Source organism: Virgibacillus carmonensis (assembly GCF_057836705.1).
This window is the reverse complement of sequence record NZ_JBYQFJ010000006.1, coordinates 171889-190280: the sequence shown is the minus strand read 5'-3', so window position 1 is coordinate 190280 and position 18392 is coordinate 171889. Positions and strand designations below refer to the sequence as shown.

Annotated in this window: 17 protein-coding genes; 3 read left to right on the top strand and 14 right to left on the bottom strand. The window is 37.9% G+C overall.

What is annotated here, in order from left to right:
- Positions 1 to 471: transposase (locus AC3G7N_RS07305; RefSeq protein ID WP_489421484.1), on the top strand; the 471-nt coding region annotated here is incomplete at its 5' end.
- Here the strand turns inward: AC3G7N_RS07305 and AC3G7N_RS07300 are convergent.
- The 4 genes from AC3G7N_RS07300 to AC3G7N_RS07285 form a co-directional block, all read right to left on the bottom strand.
- A complete protein-coding gene (locus AC3G7N_RS07300; protein WP_489421483.1) occupies positions 440 to 1564 on the bottom strand; it encodes a M20/M25/M40 family metallo-hydrolase in 1125 nt (374 codons plus the stop codon). The genes AC3G7N_RS07305 and AC3G7N_RS07300 overlap by 32 nt on opposite strands.
- Before the next feature lie 210 nt (positions 1565 to 1774).
- Positions 1775 to 3322, bottom strand: a complete 1548-nt coding sequence (locus tag AC3G7N_RS07295; protein WP_489421482.1) for an acyl-CoA carboxylase subunit beta — start codon at positions 3320 to 3322, stop codon at positions 1775 to 1777.
- Entirely contained in the window at positions 3322 to 4146 is an 825-nt protein-coding gene (mce, locus tag AC3G7N_RS07290) for a methylmalonyl-CoA epimerase (protein WP_489421481.1), read from the bottom strand. Before mce ends, AC3G7N_RS07295 begins: the two co-directional genes overlap by 1 nt.
- 15 nt (positions 4147 to 4161) lie before the next feature.
- Entirely contained in the window at positions 4162 to 5823 is a 1662-nt protein-coding gene (locus AC3G7N_RS07285; RefSeq protein WP_489421480.1) for an acyl-CoA mutase large subunit family protein, read from the bottom strand.
- A gap of 121 nt (positions 5824 to 5944) precedes the next feature.
- On the opposite strand from AC3G7N_RS07285, the gene prli42 reads away from it, so the two are divergent.
- A complete protein-coding gene (prli42, locus tag AC3G7N_RS07280; protein WP_489421479.1) occupies positions 5945 to 6079 on the top strand; it encodes a stressosome-associated protein Prli42 in 135 nt (44 codons plus the stop codon).
- Positions 6080 to 6259: 180 nt separating this feature from the next.
- Here prli42 and AC3G7N_RS07275 read toward each other — a convergent pair whose 3' ends face one another.
- From AC3G7N_RS07275 to AC3G7N_RS07230, 10 genes are all read right to left on the bottom strand, one after another.
- Positions 6260 to 7234, bottom strand: a complete 975-nt coding sequence (locus AC3G7N_RS07275) for an aromatic acid exporter family protein (protein WP_489421478.1) — start codon at positions 7232 to 7234, stop codon at positions 6260 to 6262.
- Positions 7235 to 7347: 113 nt separating this feature from the next.
- On the bottom strand, positions 7348 to 7779 hold the full coding sequence (locus tag AC3G7N_RS07270; protein ID WP_489421477.1) for a BrxA/BrxB family bacilliredoxin: 432 nt from the start codon (positions 7777 to 7779) through the stop codon (positions 7348 to 7350).
- 93 nt (positions 7780 to 7872) lie between these two features.
- Entirely contained in the window at positions 7873 to 9141 is a 1269-nt protein-coding gene (locus AC3G7N_RS07265; RefSeq protein ID WP_489421476.1) for a dihydrolipoamide acetyltransferase family protein, read from the bottom strand.
- A gap of 23 nt (positions 9142 to 9164) precedes the next feature.
- On the bottom strand, positions 9165 to 10148 hold the full coding sequence (locus tag AC3G7N_RS07260) for an alpha-ketoacid dehydrogenase subunit beta (protein WP_489421475.1): 984 nt from the start codon (positions 10146 to 10148) through the stop codon (positions 9165 to 9167).
- Between the two features lie 15 nt (positions 10149 to 10163).
- Positions 10164 to 11156, bottom strand: a complete 993-nt coding sequence (locus tag AC3G7N_RS07255) for a thiamine pyrophosphate-dependent dehydrogenase E1 component subunit alpha (protein ID WP_489421474.1) — start codon at positions 11154 to 11156, stop codon at positions 10164 to 10166.
- 104 nt (positions 11157 to 11260) lie between these two features.
- Positions 11261 to 12682 (bottom strand): dihydrolipoyl dehydrogenase, encoded by a 1422-nt coding sequence (gene lpdA, locus AC3G7N_RS07250; RefSeq protein ID WP_489421473.1) that lies wholly within the window; start codon positions 12680 to 12682, stop codon positions 11261 to 11263.
- Between the two features lie 18 nt (positions 12683 to 12700).
- Positions 12701 to 13789, bottom strand: a complete 1089-nt coding sequence (gene buk / locus AC3G7N_RS07245; RefSeq protein WP_489421472.1) for a butyrate kinase — start codon at positions 13787 to 13789, stop codon at positions 12701 to 12703.
- A gap of 35 nt (positions 13790 to 13824) precedes the next feature.
- Positions 13825 to 14919: a branched-chain amino acid dehydrogenase gene (bcd, locus tag AC3G7N_RS07240; RefSeq protein ID WP_489421471.1), complete on the bottom strand. Its 1095-nt coding sequence runs from the start codon at positions 14917 to 14919 to the stop codon at positions 13825 to 13827.
- 12 nt (positions 14920 to 14931) lie between these two features.
- Entirely contained in the window at positions 14932 to 15834 is a 903-nt protein-coding gene (gene yqiS, locus AC3G7N_RS07235; RefSeq protein ID WP_489421470.1) for a phosphate butyryltransferase, read from the bottom strand.
- 71 nt (positions 15835 to 15905) lie between these two features.
- The gene (locus AC3G7N_RS07230) at positions 15906 to 17981 is read right to left on the bottom strand and encodes a sigma 54-interacting transcriptional regulator (RefSeq protein ID WP_489421469.1); all 2076 of its coding nucleotides are present in this window, start codon (positions 17979 to 17981) and stop codon (positions 15906 to 15908) included.
- Positions 17982 to 18113: 132 nt separating this feature from the next.
- Here AC3G7N_RS07230 and AC3G7N_RS07225 point away from each other — a divergent pair, with 132 nt between their 5' ends.
- Positions 18114 to 18353, top strand: a complete 240-nt coding sequence (locus AC3G7N_RS07225) for a DUF2627 domain-containing protein (protein ID WP_489421468.1) — start codon at positions 18114 to 18116, stop codon at positions 18351 to 18353.
- The last annotated feature ends 39 nt before the right edge of the window (positions 18354 to 18392 follow it).

Here is an 18392-nt window from a genome sequence, read left to right as displayed (position 1 = left end):
AAAGTCTATGAGGCTGAGGACTGTTCAGATTGTCCATTGCGTTCCCAATGCACCAAAGCAAAGGAAGGAAATAATCGAAGAATTTATTACAATGAAAAATGGGAACACCAAAAAGAATATATTAGGCAACTGCTTTCGGAAGAGAAAACTGGTGAAATCTACGGCAATCGTAAAATCGATGTGGAGCCAGTCTTCGGATTTTTGAAGGCTAATTTGTGCTTCACTCGTATGTCTGTGAGAGGTGAAGAGAAAGTAGAAAATGAATTAGGATTTGCATTCATGGCGGTAAACTTGAGGAAGTACACCGCCATGAAGACAAAACAACCAATAGATAATGAAAACAATCCAACGAAAAATGGTTCCGATCATCAAAAACCGATGATCGGAACCATTTTTAAGTTATTTTTGGCTAGTTATGTCCCAGCCTCTTTTTTGTTTTTTATTTTGCTGTTTCTTGAACGATTGCAGTAATATATTCCGAAATCTTCACTAAATCTTCAACAGCAATTCGTTCGTTTGTAGTGTGAATGTCTTCATATCCCACAGCTAAATTAACGGTTGGAATTCCATGTCCAGCGATAACGTTTGCATCACTGCCTCCACCACTTGTTAATAATTTACTTTCGTGGCCAATAGCCTTGGCAGCGTTACGTGCTACTTCTACTACCTGATCGCCAGTATCTTGCTTGAAGCCAGGGTACATAATTTGCACATCGACCTCAGCAGTACCACCATATTCCTTCGCGGTAGATTCAAAAGCTTGTTTCATTTTTTCAACTTGTGCTTCCATTTTCTCTGGAACAAGTGACCTTGCTTCGGCTAAGATCTCGACATAATCACAAACAATATTGGTTTGTTTTCCACCTTCGAATCGACCGATATTTGCGGTTGTTTCATCATCAATACGGCCAAGGGGCATTTTAGAGATAGCTTTTGCTGCTAATGTTATCGCGGATATTCCTTGCTCTGGAGCCACACCAGCATGTGCAGTTTTTCCTTTCATAGTAGTGAAAAGTTTTGCTTGTGTTGGTGCTGCGACGATAATATCACCAACCTCTCCGTTACTATCAATCGCATAACCAAATTTTGCATTTAATAGAGAAGCATCAAGTGCTTTAGCGCCAACTAAGCCAGATTCTTCACCAGCTGTAATAATAAATTGGATCTCACCATGATCCATATTGTTTTCTTTTAGGGTACGAATCATTTCAAATATAGCTGCTAAACCTGCTTTGTCATCAGCGCCCAAAATAGTAGAGCCATCTGACACAATAAAGCCATCCTTAATAGAAGGCTTTATTCCATTACCTGGAACCACCGTGTCCATATGAGAGGTAAAGTAAATTGGATCAATGTTCTCTTTTGTACCTTTTAACGAGCAGATTAAGTTACCTGCACCGTGACCAGTTACTTCTTTACTATTATCTTCCGTCACCTCTAAACCTAGTTCTGTAAATTTCTTTTTTAACACTTCTGCAATTTCAGCTTCATGTTTTGTTTCGGAATCGATTTGTACTAATTCTAAAAATTCATCAACTAGTCTTTCCTTATTTACTGGAATCATTGGTACCTCCTGTATTGCTTTTTATTTTGTCTAGTTGCAGATTCTAGCTGCTACGTCGCTAAGCAGTCGCTTCCGCTTTTCTTTCTTGATCTAGCTGCGGCTCCTAGCGACTAGCAAATAGTTAGTCCTGATGAATGTACGGAAAGTTCACCGTACTTTCACAGTCCTATCTATTTGTACGTCGCTAAGCAGTCGCTTCCGCTTTTCTTTTTACAATGGTATGTTCCCGTGCTTCTTCTTTGGGCGGTCTTCTTGTTTGTTGTATAACATTTCAAGCGCTTGAATTAATTTAACACGCGTTTCTCTTGGGTCAATGACATCATCGATCATGCCAAGCCCAGCAGCTATATACGGGTTCGCAAATTTTTCACGGTATGTGTCAATTTTATCTTGTCTTGTCGCCTCAGGATTTTCACTTTCCGCTATTTCTTTTGCAAATATGATGTTAGCTGCACCTTCAGGCCCCATTACTGCTATTTCCGCATTCGGCCATGCATAAACTAAATCGGCACCTATAGATTTACTATTTAAAGCCACATAAGCGCCACCAAAAGCTTTACGTGTTATAACTGTAATTTTAGGGACTGTTGCTTCTGAATACGCATATAAAATCTTCGCGCCATGGCGGATAATACCACCATGTTCTTGTTTGACCCCAGGGAAGAATCCAGTAACGTCTTCAAATGTAATCAACGAGATATTAAATGAATCGCAGAACCGGATAAACCTAGCTGCTTTATCACTGGAGTCAATATCAAGACCACCAGCTAAATATTTTGGTTGATTACAAACGAGTCCAACTGTTTGTCCGCTGATCTGGGCAAAACCCACTACTATATTTTTCGCAAAATCTTTATGAATTTCAAAAAAGCTATCCTTGTCGACAACCTGTTCAACCACCCGTTTGACATCATAAGGTCGGGTTGAGTCAAATGGAACAATATCTGTCAAATCAGGACACGTGTTGTTTTGTTCGTCAATCGGCTTAAGCGTTGGCTTTTCCTGATTGTTTGCAGGTAAATATGCCAGTAAATCACGAACTGCATCTAATGCTTCCTCTTCACTTGAAGCCTTAATATGTGCATTCCCGCTCTTTGAGTTATGTACGTCTGCCCCGCCTAATCCTTCAGAGGAAATTTTTTCGCCAGTCACTGTTTCTATCACTTTCGGACCAGTGATAAACATTTGAGATGTTTTTTCAACCATGATGACAAAATCAGTAATTGCCGGTGAATAGACTGCACCTCCTGCACTTGGTCCAAGAATCACAGAAATCTGTGGTATCACGCCTGAATAGATCGAGTTACGGTAAAAAACTTGTCCGTATCCATCGAGTGACGATACGCCTTCTTGAATTCTAGCGCCTCCTGAATCATTTAAACCAATAAATGGCACACCATTTTTGGCGGCTAAATCCATCACTCCAGCAATTTTTTTACCATGCATTTCACCAAGGGCACCTCCGTACACGGTGAAATCCTGTGCAAATAAATAAACAGGTTTTCCATTAATTTTTCCGTATCCTGTAACAACACCTTCACCTTTTGCGCTAGAGGTATCCATTCCAAAATCAGTTTCTCGATGTTCCATAAATGGATTCAGTTCAACAAATGATCCATCGTCTAAAAGATAATCGATTCGTTCCCGAGCGGTTTTTTTTCCTTTGGCATGTTGTTTATCTATTCGCGCGTCTCCACCGCCGAGTTCAACCTGTCTTCTTTTATCATAAAGCTCGTTAATTTTATCAAAAATATCCATTATTCTTCACTTCCCTCTGCTGGTTGACACAGTTCAAACAATACTCCATTTGCTGCTTTCGGGTGAATAAAAGCTATTTCACTATTATGTGCACCAGTCTTTGCTTGCTCATGAATCAGTTTTATACCATCTGATTTATATTGCTGCAATCTTACATTTATATTATCTACTTCTAATGCGATGTGATGAATTCCCTCACCTTTTTTATCAATAAAAGCTTGAACAGCTGAAGATGCTGATAAGGACTCTAAAAGCTCAAATCGGGTTTCACCAATTTTTAGAAAAGCAACCTTTACATGTTCTGATTCAACTGTTTCTATACCTTCAAGTTCTAATCCTAAAGTATTGGAATAAAAAGGAATAGCTTGATCTATGGAATTAACAGCTATACCAATATGCGCTATTTTAGAGGGCGTATTAATTATTGATGATTTTGGATCAATTAACTGTTTAATGTAATTTGCCAGCACCTCTGTAGAAGAACCACTTGTAAATATTTGATTGACTCCTTTTTCAAGTAAGAAAGGGATGTCCTCACTTGGAATCACGCCACCTCCAACAACAGGAATATCACTGGCATTCCGTTTTTTTAATTCATCGATCACCTTAGGAAACAACGATCGATGTGCCCCAGATAAAGAGGAAAGCCCAATTACATCCACATCCTCCTGTACTGCTGCTTGTGCTATTTGTACAGGCGTTTGACGTAGCCCGGTGTATATAACTTCCATTCCATGATCTCGTAATGCCTGTGCAATTACTAATGCTCCCCGATCATGTCCGTCTAAACCCGGTTTTGCGATTAATACTCGAATTTTTTTCATTCGTCTCTCCCCTTCTTACATCCCTGTGTATTGACCGAATTCATCTCGCATTACATTACAAATTTCGCCAACTGTAGCATACGCTTTAACTGCATCAAGTATATGTGGAATTAAATTAGCATTCTGATCTTTTGCTTGCGTTCTTAACTTATTTAATAATTCATCCACTTTTTCCTGATCCCTTTCAGCACGAATTTTTACTAGGGAATTGATTTGAGCTTGCTCTAATGCCTCGTCCACCTTTAATAAATCGGGATTTACTTCTTCATCCAGCTTATACTTATTTAATCCAACAATAATTTCTTCTTCTTTTTCAATTTGTTTCTGTGTTTCATAAGCTTTATGGTGGATCTCCCGTTGCATAAATCCTTCTTCAACCGCTTGAACCGCTCCACCAATTTCTTTAATTTGTTCCAAATATTTATTTACTTCCTCTTCCATTTTATCAGTTAGTTCTTCTACATAATACGAACCACCTAATGGATCCACCGTATCTGCTACACCACTTTCGTTTGCAATTATTTGTTGTGTTCGAAGTGCTATTCGGGCAGATTCTTCAGTTGGTAATGATAGTGCCTCATCCCGTGAATTGGTATGCAAACTTTGTGTACCACCCATTACTGCTGCAAGTGCTTGTAAGGTAACACGAACAACATTATTATCCGGTTGCTGCGCTGTTAGTGTTGACCCGCCTGTTTGCGTATGAAAACGTAACTTCCAACTTTTCGGATCCTTTGCTTGGTAATGTTCCTTCATTATTTTCGCCCAAATTCGCCGTGCGGCACGGAACTTGGCAATTTCTTCAAAAAAGTTATTGTGTGCATTAAAGAAAAATGCTAACCGTGGAGCGAACGCGTCAATATCTAAACCAGATTGCAATGCTGCGTCTACATACGCCATTCCATTTGCTAGTGTAAAAGCTAATTCCTGTACAGCTGTGGAGCCTGCTTCGCGTATATGGTATCCAGAAATACTGATTGTGTTAAATTTCATTTCATTTTCCTGGCAGTATTGGAAAATATTTGTGATAAGACGCATAGATGGTTTAGGTGGAAAAATGTATGTACCACGTGCGATATACTCTTTTAAAATATCATTTTGTATCGTACCGGTTAATTTTCCAATAGGAACACCTTGTTTTTCCCCAACTGCAATATACATACATAATAACACTGATGCAGGAGCATTAATGGTCATGGATGTACTAACTTTATCAAGCGGAATCTGATCTAAAAGCTTTTCCATGTCATAAAGCGAGTCAATGGCTACACCAACCTTACCAACCTCCCCTTCAGACATTACATCATCAGAGTCATAGCCGATTTGTGTTGGTAAATCAAACGCAACTGATAAACCAGTTTGCCCTTGGTCCAGTAAATAACGGAAGCGCTTATTTGTTTCTACAGCAGAACCAAATCCAGCATACTGTCGCATTGTCCAAAACCGGCTCCGATACATAGTAGGCTGAATTCCACGTGTATACGGAAATTCACCTGGATACCCGAGATCATTTTCGTATTTCTCATTTGTTTCAGGGTAGTATAACCCATCCACTTCTATCTCTGAAGTGGTATGGAAAGCATTCTTTCGTTCGGGAAAGCGCTTTAATGTTTTGTCTACAGATTTTTTCCAGTTAGCCTCTTTTAATTCCGATGTATTAGGGTCATTCTTATTCATACGAAAAGACCTCCATTTGATTTAGATCATGAATTTTTAGTACTATTCTTTTATTTTACTTGTCCAAATGCCAGATAAACGATAAAATACAATTAGTATTAGGTTTTAAGGAGGATTAGTTGTGGCTAATAATCAAACGCATACGAATAAAAAGGCGTCAAAGCGAGACCGTAGATTAAAATTAGTTATCTACATCATGATACTTGCTATGGTATTAACAACAGTAACTACTGGACTAGCACTTTTTGTGAATTAATAATAGTAGAAAATATGAAATTTGGACCGGAATAGTATCCATTCCGGTCTTTTTTCTTTTTCCTTCATCCAGTTACATTGCCTTCCAACACCACCTCACGATAAGTCAACATCGAATCGCTTACACTCTTCGTATTTCCTTTATCCCATGCGATGCCGTCCGTCCAGGGGTCATACGGCATTAACGGACCCTTCCGCTTTTATTATCCACATCGCTATCTTTGAATTTCTTTTTGATAATTAAATAATCCTCTATTTCACGTAATAATCGAAATAAATTTGCTCTCGTTTCGAATTCCTCACGTGTTGTTGGTAGTTCTTCATGATCAAAAACATCTTGTAAATTTTTAAGTTTTTCCAAATAAATTGCTGCCGTGTTACCAGGATGTACGGCCTCAGATAAACTCTCAAAAAAGTCAGCTATGGATTTTGATAAATCATCCGTATTAGGTAATCTACTTACGAGTGGAAGCATTTTTTTTAATAGTTCAAACTGTTTTTTTCTCATTTTAAAATAATCATAATAGGGATGACTACTTCTTAATAAGTGATTTTCACGATCCAAAGAAACCAGATTACTTGCCTCTTCTAAAATCTCCTCAGCTCTCGTAATTTCTTTTCCATCCCAAACCTTCTCTTTATCACATATGTATAATGAGATTTCCTGTAAAATCACCTGGAAATTCTGTTCTAATTCCACTTGCTTCTTTTTTAATTTATTATCCAAACTAGGCATATATAAGTTTATTAAAAGCGCGGTTCCCACCCCAACTATAATCAGCAAAAATTCATCCACAATATACGTTAGCGTAATTTGGCCAAGACTATATAAATTTAGAATAATGACAGAGCTTGTAGCAATCCCTGGTGAAATTTTAAGAAAAACTGTTACAGGAATAAATAATGCAAACGCAATTCCAACCACAATAGGATTGTAACCTAGCGTTTCGAAAAATACATACGAAAACAAAATAGCAATTGTACAAGCTAAAAATCGGTGCCACGCGCTTAGTACTGACTTTTTTCTAGATGGTTGTATACATAAAAGGGTTAGTATGCCTGCTGAAGCAAAATTGGTTAATCCAAGCACTTGGGCAATGGATATAGCCACTGGGGTTCCAATAGCAGTTTTTATGGTTCGATACCCAATTTTCACAGTTCAATCTCCTTTTTATCTCAAGTCAGATTCTGTGTTTGGACAATTAATAAAATGAGGCTGACCCGCAAAAACTAGAGACAGCCTCATCGCAACTAGATAATCTAGTTTCTTTATATTTCTTCACAGTGTTCATCAAAGACGTTTTGAAGTTTTCCTACCACATCTACTGCAGTAAACCCTTCAATATCATGACGTTCTAACATAGTCACAATTTTACCGTCTCTCAAAAATGCAAAGGATGGTGAAGAAGGCGGAAATCCTTCAAAATATTCACGCGCTTTTTCTGTTGCATCTTTATCCTGACCAGCGAAAACTGTTACTAAATGATCTGGTCGCTTATCATAATGGATTGCATTCGCTGCTGCAGGTCTAGCAACCCCGCCTGCACAACCACATACAGAATTGACCATTACTAACATAGTGCCCTTACGCCCCATTGCAGCATCTACATCTTCTTTTGTAGAAAGCTCTTCATATCCAGCTTCTCTTATATCTGAACGTGCGACATCAACAACATCATTCATAAATAGGTTAAAGTCCATTTGAACATCCATCCCCTTAAGTTAAATAGTAGTGTCTAAACTATAACTAGCTTATCAATTTTATTCTTAGATTTCAATTCAAATTAACTGAACCTAATAAACGTTTGTAGTATCTTTGTTCATATTTTCTAATATTTCCTTCACTCGTGCTAAGAAATTACCACACACAAGGCCATCTAATATACGATGATCAAGAGAAAGTGATAGGTTCACCATATCCCTCGCAGCAAACATATCGTTAACAATCATTGGACTTTTAACAATTGATTCAACTTGTAAAATTGCTGCCTGTGGATGATTGATAACCCCCATTGAGTGGATCGAGCCAAATGAACCAGTATTATTAACGGTAAATGTTCCACCTTGCATGTCAGCCGAGGTTAATTTACCAGAACGAGCTTTTGAGGCCAATTCGGAAATATCTTTCGCAATTCCTTTAATACTTTTCTCGTCAGCATGTTTGATAACTGGTACAAATAATTCTTGATCCTTAGCTACAGCAATGGATAGGTGAATATCTTTCTTCTGAATGATTTTATCACCAGCCCACATACTGTTTAATTGTGGATATTCTTTTAATGCCTGCGCCACTGCTTTAACGAAAAAGGCAAAGAATGTTAAGCCAAATCCTTCTTTTTGTTTAAATTCACCTTTTACCTTGTTACGATAGGTCACTAGATCGGTCACATCAACTTCAACCGTCATCCATGCATGAGGGATTTCAGTTGTAGAACGCACCATATTTTGTGCAATTACCTTACGAACGCCAGTCACAGGAATTTCAATATCGCCAGCTTGTGACGTTGGTGCGGGAGCAGATGATGTAGGTTTTGCTTTTGATGGTACTTGTTCAGGCTGTTCAGCTTGTCTTGGTGCAGGACTTGCTATTGGCATATCACCAGAAGCGATAATTTTCTCAATATCCTTTCTGGTGATTCTTCCGCCTTTTCCAGTTCCGGACACTTGTGTTAAATCAATATCGTTGTCCTGTGCCATCCGTAAAACAGCTGGTGAATAGCGTTTTTTCATGGATTTATCCTTTGCATCATCTTCGGCAGATTCGGCATTTTCAGATTCCTTAGGATCCTCTTTTGCAGAACCTTCGTCTGATGTAGATCCACCTTCTGTATCGATGTAACACATTAATTCTCCTACTTCAATTGTTTCTCCTTCTTGTGCAACAAGTTCTTTAATAACACCTGTAAAAGAAGATGGTACTTCAGCATTCACCTTGTCCGTCATTACTTCAGCAATAGGGTCGTATTTGTTGACCTTATCGCCCACTTCAACAAGCCAGGAACTAATTGTTCCTTCTGTTACACTTTCACCTAGTTGTGGCATATTTATTTTCTCAGAAGCCATCTAGTGCCCCTCCTTTTATTCCATTAAAATTCTGCAAGTTCACGTATTGCTTTTTCAACTTTATCTGGATTAATCATAAAATATTTTTCCATTTTTGGTGAGTATGGCATGGATGGTACATCAGGTCCTGCAAGACGTTGAACGGGTGCATCTAAATCGAACAAGCAATTCTCAGCAATAATCGCTGCTACTTCACCGATGATGCTACCTTCTTTATTATCTTCTGTAATGAGTAAAACTTTTCCTGTCTTTTTAGCAGCCTCAATAATTCCTTCTTTATCTAGCGGATAAATGGTTCGCAAATCCAAGATGTGTACATCCATATCTTCATCAGCTAATTTTTCTGCTGCTTGAAGCGCGAAATGTACAGCTAGACCGTAAGTGATGACGGTAACATCCGATCCCTCCCGCTTAACATCTGCTTTTCCAATCGGAAGTACATAATCATCCTCTGGGACTTCTCCTTTAAGTAATCGGTATGCACGCTTATGTTCAAAGAAAAGTACGGGATCGTTATCACGAATAGATGCTTTTAATAATCCTTTTACATCATACGGAGTAGATGGCATGACAATCTTTAATCCTGGTTGATTAGCAAATACAGCCTCAACTGATTGGGAATGATATAGCGCACCGTGTACTCCGCCACCATAAGGAGCACGAATGGTCATTGGCACATTCCAATCATTATTTGAACGATAACGAATTTTAGCAGCTTCCGAAATAATTTGGTTTACAGCTGGCATGATAAAATCCGCAAATTGCATTTCAGCGACTGGACGCATTCCATACATTGCAGCTCCTATACCAACACCTGCAATTGCGGACTCTGCAAGTGGAGTGTCAAGAACTCGCGCATCGCCAAATTCATCATACAAACCTTTAGTAGCACCGAACACGCCACCTTTTTTACCAACATCTTCCCCTAAAACAAAAACTTTCTCGTCACGTTGCATTTCTTCTTTTAATGCCGTTGTTACAGCTTGGATATATGACATTACTGGCATTTTACAGTTCCCTCCTTACTCTTCATATACAAATTTTAATGAACTTTCTGGCTCAGCGTATGGTGCATTCTCAGCGTAATCCGTAGCTTCATTTACAATGTCTCCGATTTCTCCATTCATTTCCTTTTCTATTTCTTCCGTTAAAATTCCTGTTTCTTTCAAATAAGCAGCAAATGTAATAATGGAATCTTTTTTCTTCGCTTCTTCAACTTCCTTGCTTTCTCGGTATTGACTATCATCATCATCACTTGAGTGAGCGGTTAAACGGTACGAGACAGCCTCAATTAATGTTGGACCTTCACCTTTTATAGCACGTTCTCTTGCCTCTTTTACAGCTTCATAAACAGCCAAAGGATCGTTACCGTCAACAGTAATCCCTGGCATTCCATAACCGATAGCACGATCTGAAACATTTTTAGCCGCAATTTGTCTTTCAATTGGAACTGAAATGGCATATTTATTATTTTCCACCATAGTAATTACTGGGAGCTTATGTACACCGGCAAAGTTTAATCCTTCGTGAAAGTCTCCCTGGTTGGATGATCCTTCTCCAAGTGTAACTAAAGACACGATATTTTTCTTCTCCATTTTTGCTGCTAAACCAACACCTACAGCATGTGGTAACTGCGTTGTTACCGGGGATGAACCAGTAAGAATTCTATTTTTCTTTTGTCCAAAATGGCCAGGCATTTGACGCCCACCAGAGTTTGGATCCTCTTGTTTAGCAAAACCAGATAGCATTAAGTCCTTTGCTGTCATTCCAAAAGCAAGAACAACTCCCATATCACGATAATATGGAGCAACGTAATCTTCCTCTCGATTTAGTGCAAAAGACGCCCCAACTTGAGCTGCTTCCTGTCCTTGACAGGAGATTACGAATGGAATTTTACCAGCTCGGTTTAAGAGCCACATTCTTTCATCAATCTTTCTAGCTAAAAGCATCGTTTTAAACATTTCTAACACTTGATCATCTGATAAACCTAATGCTTCATGACGGTTTTTTGTCATTGATGGTCCCTCCTCTTTAATAATTAGCTTCGTGTGGCTTCGATAAGTCAAGCTCAACATTGGTCAGTCCATACGCCATCGTACAATCGTCTACACTTTAAAATTTACCCATGTATCTGTTTTCCATCAACAGCTAATGCTGCTTCACCCATTACTTCTGCGAGAGTTGGATGTGGATGGATACTATGTGCGATTTCCCATGGTGTTGCATCCAATACTTTTGCAAGTCCAGCCTCAGATATCATATCCGTAACATGTGGCCCAATCATATGACATCCTAATAGATCATCTGTCTTCTTATCTGCGATGATTTTAACAAATCCTTCTGAATCACCGTGAACAAGCGCTTTACCAATTGCTTTAAAAGGGAACTTCCCTATTTTAATATCAAATCCTTTTTCTTTTGCTTGTTTTTCAGTTAGACCCACACTAGCAACTTCAGGGTTTGAATAAATACAAGTAGGTATGTTTTCATAGTCAATTGGTAATGGATTTTTATCAGCCATATGTTCTACAGCCACAATTCCTTCATGTGAAGCGACGTGAGCTAGCTGCATTCCGCCAATAACATCACCGATCGCATAAATGTGCGTTTCTTTCGTTTGAAAAAACTCATTTGTTTGAATAAAGCCTTTATCTACGACTATGTCGGTGTTTTCAAGACCAATGTTAGACGTATTTGCCTCGCGCCCAACAGAAACTAACATTTTATCTGCTTGGAAACTTTCATTTTTGCCGTTAACTTCAGCTTCAATGCTAACTCCACTTTCGACAGATAATGTGTCAGATAAAACTTTAGCTCCTTTTACAAAAGTGATACTCTTCTTTGTTAGAAGTTTTTCGACTTCTTTAGCAATCGCATCATCCTCGGTAGGTAAAATTTGATCTAAGTATTCAACAACAGTCACTTCTACACCGAAGTCAGCAAGCATCGAGGCCCACTCGATCCCGATTACTCCACCACCAACAATGATGATTGACTTTGGTAATTCTTCCATTTGAAGTGCTTCATCAGACGTCATGACATTTGTTCCATCAATTTCAAGACCTGGAAGAGACTTTGGTTTGGAACCAGTTGCAATTAACACGTTTTTAGGTACAATCATTGTATTTTCATCACCATTTGCATACTCAATAGAAATTGTTCCTGGCATTGGCGAAAAGATACTAGGTCCTAAAATACGGCCAAATCCTTCAAATACATCGATTTTGCCTTTCTTCATAAGACCTTGAACGCCTTGGTGCAACGTACTTACAATACTATTTTTTCGTTCTTGTACTTTTGTAAAGTTTAATGTTGTGTCTTTTGTGTCAATTCCATAGTGACTAGCCTCTTTTGTTTGTTTTAGAACTTCTGCACTACGAAGCAATGCTTTTGAAGGTATACAACCACGGTGTAAACATGTTCCGCCAAGATCTCCTTTTTCTACAATTGCAACTTGTAATCCGAGCTGGGAAGCTCTAATTGCAGCAACATATCCTCCCGTTCCTCCACCGAGGACGACAAGATCATATTCTTTTGCCATTATATTATTCACTCCTTTTTATGCTTGGGTAGGATAAACTTTCGGCCATTCTTCCTTGCGCAGCACTCTTAAAGTACCTTCTGTAAGTGCTTGAAGCTCATTTTCGCCAGGATAGACAATTGTATCTGCAATCCAATCTATCCGTCTTGAAATCATTTCTATAAAAGCTTTACCATAAGCAAGACCACCAGTCATAATGATTGCATCTACTTTTCCTTCCAACACAGCGCTCATTGACCCAATTTCTTTTGCAATCTGATAAGCCATTGCTTCATAGATAGCTGCAGCTTCTTTATCACCATTTTCAATTCTGTTTTCTACCTCTACTGCATCACTAGTTTGTAAATAGGCCATTAACCCACCTTGACCGACTAATTTTTTCATCATTTCATCACGGTAGTATTGACCCGAGTAGCAAAGTGACACCAAATCACCAGCAGGTATCGTTCCAGCCCTCTCTGGAGAAAATGGTCCATCACCGTGTAGACCATTATTTACATCAATTACTTTTCCATTTTTGTGGGCACCGACTGTAATTCCCCCACCCATATGTGTAATGATTAAATTAACCTGGTCATAAGCTTTCCCCATATCTTTAGCAGCTCTTCTAGCAACTGCTTTTTGGTTGAGAGCATGAAAGATACTTTTTCGTGGAATTTCAGGTACACCAGAAAATCGTGCTATTTTTTCAAATTCATCGACCACTACAGGATCTACAATGTAGGAAGGAATATTAAGTCCGTTAGCAATTTCATTAGCAATAATACCACCTAAATTAGATGCATGTTCTCCATTAAATCCTTGTCTTAAATCTTCAAGCATTGCTGGATTCACTTCATACGTTCCACCTTCTATAGGTCGTAGTAAGCCTCCACGACCACAGACGGCACTTAGTTTAGAAATATTAATACCTTCATGATCCAGTTGATCTAAAATAACATTTTTCCTGAAATCATATTGAGCAATTACACGATTAAATTTTGCAATCTCTTCAACATCATGACGGATCGTTTTTTCAAAGATACAAGTTTCGTTATCAAAAACTCCAATTTTTGTTGAAGTAGATCCTGGATTTATTACTAAAATACGAAAAATTTGTTGTTGCAATACTATTCACCTCCGTCTGAGTACAATTTTCACATTTACCTTCTGCTTAATGTGTGATGTCCATTTAACAAAAATTGACTACGGGAAGCTCTTACTGATGCAATTCTTTCCTCAGCCATACGATCTGCAGCGACATATGTTGGGATGTTATCTCGCTTAGAAATAGCAAATATTTTTAACAGAATATCATAAATCGATTCAACATTTTTCATTGCTCTCTTAGCATTGTAGCCATTTAATTCATCTGCTACGTTGATTACACCACCTGAATTAATTACATAGTCCGGTGCATAAACAATCCCTTTCTCATGAATAATATCACCATGTTCTGTTTTTTTAAGCTGATTGTTTGCTGAACCAGCAATAACTTTTGCTTTTAGTTGTGGGATTGTTTCATCGTTTATTGTTGCTCCAAGTGCACATGGAGCATAAATATCACAATCAACTCCATAAATATCATCCGGATCTACCGCTTTTGCTCCAAATGCATTAACCGCACGATCTACAGCTTCTTTATTAATATCTGTAACAATTAGGTTCGCGCCTTCTTCATGTAAGTGTTCACATAACGTATATGCCACATTACCGACACCTTGAACAGCTACGGTTTTTCCTTCTAATGAATCACTTCCGAAAGCTTCCATAGCTGCTGCTTTCATACCTTTGTAGATACCATAAGCAGTAACTGGTGATGGATTACCTGATGATCCAAATTCAGGTGAGATACCTGTTACAAAATCAGTTTCCATATGGATTAAATCCATGTCCTGAACAGTTGTACCAACATCTTCAGCTGTAATGTAACGACCGTTTAATCCTTGAATATATCGACCAAAGGCACGGAACATCTCTGGGTTTTTATCCTTTCTAGGATCTCCAATAATAACTGTTTTTCCGCCACCTAATTCAAGACCAGCCGCAGCATTTTTATACGTCATACCTTTAGCCAAACGGAGTGCATCTTCAATTGCTTCTGCTTCAGATTTATATGTCCACATTCTAGTCCCACCGAGTGCTGGTCCTAATGTTGTGTCGTGTATTGCAATAATTGCTTTAAGTCCTGAGTTTTTATCCTGACAAAATACTAATTGCTCATAATCGTATTTTTCCATATAAGTAAAAATTTCCATTGTTTGTTCCTCCTAGAATTTTTTTGATGAGACTAGTGCAAGAGATAGTGAATATAATTTACTTTCAGCAGAATCAGCACGTGAAGTTAAGACAATTGGTGCACTAGCACCACTAACAACTGCTGCTACTTTAGCATTAGCAAAATACATAAAAGATTTGTATAACGCGTTTCCTACTTCGATTGTTGGAACAGCGATAATATCAGTCAATCCTGCTACATCTGACTGAATGTTTTTATGTTCAGCAGCTTGTTTAGACACCGCATTATCAAATGCAAGTGGACCATCAATAATACAATTATGTATTTGATTTCTTTTTTGCATCTGGGTCAACATTGCTGCATCTACAGTTGCTTGCATTGCAGTATTTACCACTTCTACTGCAGCGAGAGCGGCAACCTTAGGACAATCAATCCCAATAGCCTGCGCAATTTTTACAGCGTTATTGATTATTTCAACCTTTTCCATTAATCCGGGGGCAATATTCATACCAGAATCTGTTAAAAATAGTAACCGATCCTGATTTGGTATTTCAAACAGGGCTACATGGGATAAAACTTTCCCTGACCGCAGTCCATACTCTTTGTTTAATACCGCTTTCAGTAGTTCTTTTGTTGAAACATTTCCTTTCATGAGAATGTCGGCTTCCTTATTATGAACAGCTTTCACAGCTACACTAGCCGGATTGGAATCCTCAGAAACAACTGTTATCTTAGGTGACAATAAGTTAAGACCAACTTTTTTGGATAATGCGTATATGCTGTCTTTATTCCCAAAAAGAATAAAAGCGCACAAATTCTCTTTAACTGCATCTTGAACAGCCTTAAGCACTTCCACGTCCGCTGCATTTGCGACAGAAACAACGTGGCCGTTATCTTTTTTTGCAGTTCCTTTCAACTCATCTAACGTTTTCATATCAACCCTCCAACAATCGTACAATGAAACGCAACGTGTAAGCGCTTTATTTGATGATCACTTACATTAAATCACGAAAAATCTTGTAGATTCGTTTTTTCTATTCGATATTTATCCATCTTATAATATAAATTTCGAATCGATATATTTAATTCTTTTGCTGTTTTTGTCTTATTGTAATGATTCGTTTGATAAACCTGTTTGATATAACTCTCTTCAAATTGTTCAACTGCATCCTGTAGTGTGCCCTGATTTGTGTCAAACCGTTCTATATCTTGTATACGAATTGCATTATCTGGATTCAAACTTGGAATGTGTTTTAATTTGATGATTTCGTCATTAGTATCCATGTAGATAAGGGCTCGTCCTAGGACATTTTCCAACTCTCGAACATTTCCAGGCCACGTGTACGATTTGAGAAAATCCATAGCTTCTTGATCAATCTTACGAACATTTCGACCATAATCCTGGTTTATTTTATGGATTAAATGGGGGATTAACTCAGACAGATCCTCTATTCGCTCTTGTAAAGAAGGAATAAATATTGGCAAACGGTTCAATCTATAATATAAATCCTCTCGAAACGTTTTCTTCATTATTGCTTTTTCTAAATTGGCATTCGTTGATGTTATTATTCGAACATTTATCGCTATAGAATTTTTACCACCAACGCGTACAATTTTATTTTCTTGTAGTACTTGCAGTAACTTCCCTTGCATATGTAAAGATAATTCACTTATTTCGTCCAAGAAAATACTTCCCATATTCGCTTCTTCAAACAAACTTTCTTTACCACCACGTTTTGTACCTGTAAAAGTGCCTTCTTCGTAACCAAATAATTCACTCTCTAGGGTAGATTCTGCCATAGCGGCACAATTTACTCGGATAAATTTATTATGTTTTCGGTCACTTTCATTATGAATGGCATGAGCAAAAAGTTCTTTTCCAGTTCCTGATTCCCCACGAAGTAAAACTGTGGCGGGAGTTTTTGCTCCAACTTTTGCTTGCTCAAGGGACAGCTTCATCTCTGGTGAAGAGCCAATTATATCATCAAACGTATATTTAGCTTCCAGGTTTCGAATGATTTGTCTTGCTCGCCTTAATTCATTGGTAAGGGATTTGATCTCTGATACATCATGTAATACACCGACACTACCTTTTATCTTTCCATCAACGATTACGGGAGCAACATTAACAAGAACATCCTTTTTAGCTGAACCAACTTTCATTCGCACACCACGCACAGGACGGCGGGTCTGCAAGACTTTCATATGCATGCTTTCCCCTTCAGATATATCTACAGTAGCAGGTTTACCAATTATATCTGCTTTTGACAATCCAGTTATCCTTGAATAGGCTGGATTAATCATCATCCCTTTTCCATTTTCATCAACGACAGTTATCGCTTCATCAGATGATTGGATAATTGCCTCTAACATGATTTTAATTTCTTTTAAGTCTGTATTCTCTTCTGCAAGATTCACTACTTCTGTAATGTCTTTGAAGACAGCAAAAGCACCAACCAACTGATCAGATGAATTTATGATAGGAATTCGTGTCGTGATAATCTTTTTGTCGTTTTCAAGAATTAGCTTTCTGTTCACTTCTCTTCTACGGCTTCTCAACACTAAAGGCAGCCTAGAGTTTTTAATCACATCCTGAACTGGGTGGTTTACGAAATCCGTTTTGGTTACTCCGACAATTCGTTCAGCACTTTTATTGACAAACTGAACAATCCCTTTTTCATTTACCACAATCATACCATCACGAATATTGTTGAGAATTAATTCTTGATTAGTCATTTCCATCTTTAATTTTTCTAGCAATGACTCTTTTTCATCCATTAATTCCGAAATAATATATGCAACTGAACCTGGTATAACAACGGTCTTCCTACTGCGAGCTTCTACTATTTCTTCTAAAACCGATTCTTTGCCGGTAGCTTCAATGATGATATCTAAATCATCATTGATCCATTTTTTCCAATCATTATCTGTATGTATTCCGTATCTTTTTGCAAGCTCTAAACCTTGAGCATGATCCTTTATGTCGATTACTCCGACAATCTGCATTCGGTCTGTTTCAGATAAAATTTGTATTAATGCACTTCCACCTTTTCCAGCACCAACAATGAGCACACGCTTCATTTGATCCCACCTTGCAATTTTTTGCATACATGTATTGTACGTTAATCTGCAGGTTTTGGCAAATAAAATTAGTTTCTATTTTAAACAGGCTTTGCTATACTAAAATCAACATTTTACTAAAGGGGTTTCTACATGATACGAATTATTGCAGTCTTACTTCTTGTCATACCAGGAATTATTTCTGCTTATGGTATAAAATTAATGCGCGATTCGCTATTTGAAGATCTATATCCTATATTTTTATATTTAGGCGTTCAATTTTTTATCGGATTTATTCTTTTTATAGGTGGTATTGCTTTTATTGGAGGATTTATCGTATATCGTGATAGAAAACGTCAGTACAATGCAAAAAATTCAACTATGAAAAGCTAGAATAAAAAACAAAAATGATGATTCTAATCAATTAGAATC

Coding starts and splice junctions, on each gene's coding strand:
- AC3G7N_RS07230 (WP_489421469.1), bottom strand. CDS start 17,981: ATGAAGCGTGTGCTCATTGTTGGTGCTGGAAAAGGTGGAAGTGCATTA.
- AC3G7N_RS07260 (WP_489421475.1), bottom strand. CDS start 10,148: ATGCCAGTAATGTCATATATCCAAGCTGTAACAACGGCATTAAAAGAA.
- yqiS (WP_489421470.1), bottom strand. CDS start 15,834: ATGAAAACGTTAGATGAGTTGAAAGGAACTGCAAAAAAAGATAACGGC.
- AC3G7N_RS07255 (WP_489421474.1), bottom strand. CDS start 11,156: ATGACAAAAAACCGTCATGAAGCATTAGGTTTATCAGATGATCAAGTG.
- AC3G7N_RS07285 (WP_489421480.1), bottom strand. CDS start 5,823: ATGAATAAGAATGACCCTAATACATCGGAATTAAAAGAGGCTAACTGG.
- mce (WP_489421481.1), bottom strand. CDS start 4,146: ATGAAAAAAATTCGAGTATTAATCGCAAAACCGGGTTTAGACGGACAT.
- AC3G7N_RS07270 (WP_489421477.1), bottom strand. CDS start 7,779: ATGGACTTTAACCTATTTATGAATGATGTTGTTGATGTCGCACGTTCA.
- lpdA (WP_489421473.1), bottom strand. CDS start 12,682: ATGGCAAAAGAATATGATCTTGTCGTCCTCGGTGGAGGAACGGGAGGA.
- AC3G7N_RS07265 (WP_489421476.1), bottom strand. CDS start 9,141: ATGGCTTCTGAGAAAATAAATATGCCACAACTAGGTGAAAGTGTAACA.
- bcd (WP_489421471.1), bottom strand. CDS start 14,919: ATGGAAATTTTTACTTATATGGAAAAATACGATTATGAGCAATTAGTA.
- AC3G7N_RS07300 (WP_489421483.1), bottom strand. CDS start 1,564: ATGATTCCAGTAAATAAGGAAAGACTAGTTGATGAATTTTTAGAATTA.
- AC3G7N_RS07225 (WP_489421468.1), top strand. CDS start 18,114: ATGATACGAATTATTGCAGTCTTACTTCTTGTCATACCAGGAATTATT.
- AC3G7N_RS07295 (WP_489421482.1), bottom strand. CDS start 3,322: ATGGATATTTTTGATAAAATTAACGAGCTTTATGATAAAAGAAGACAG.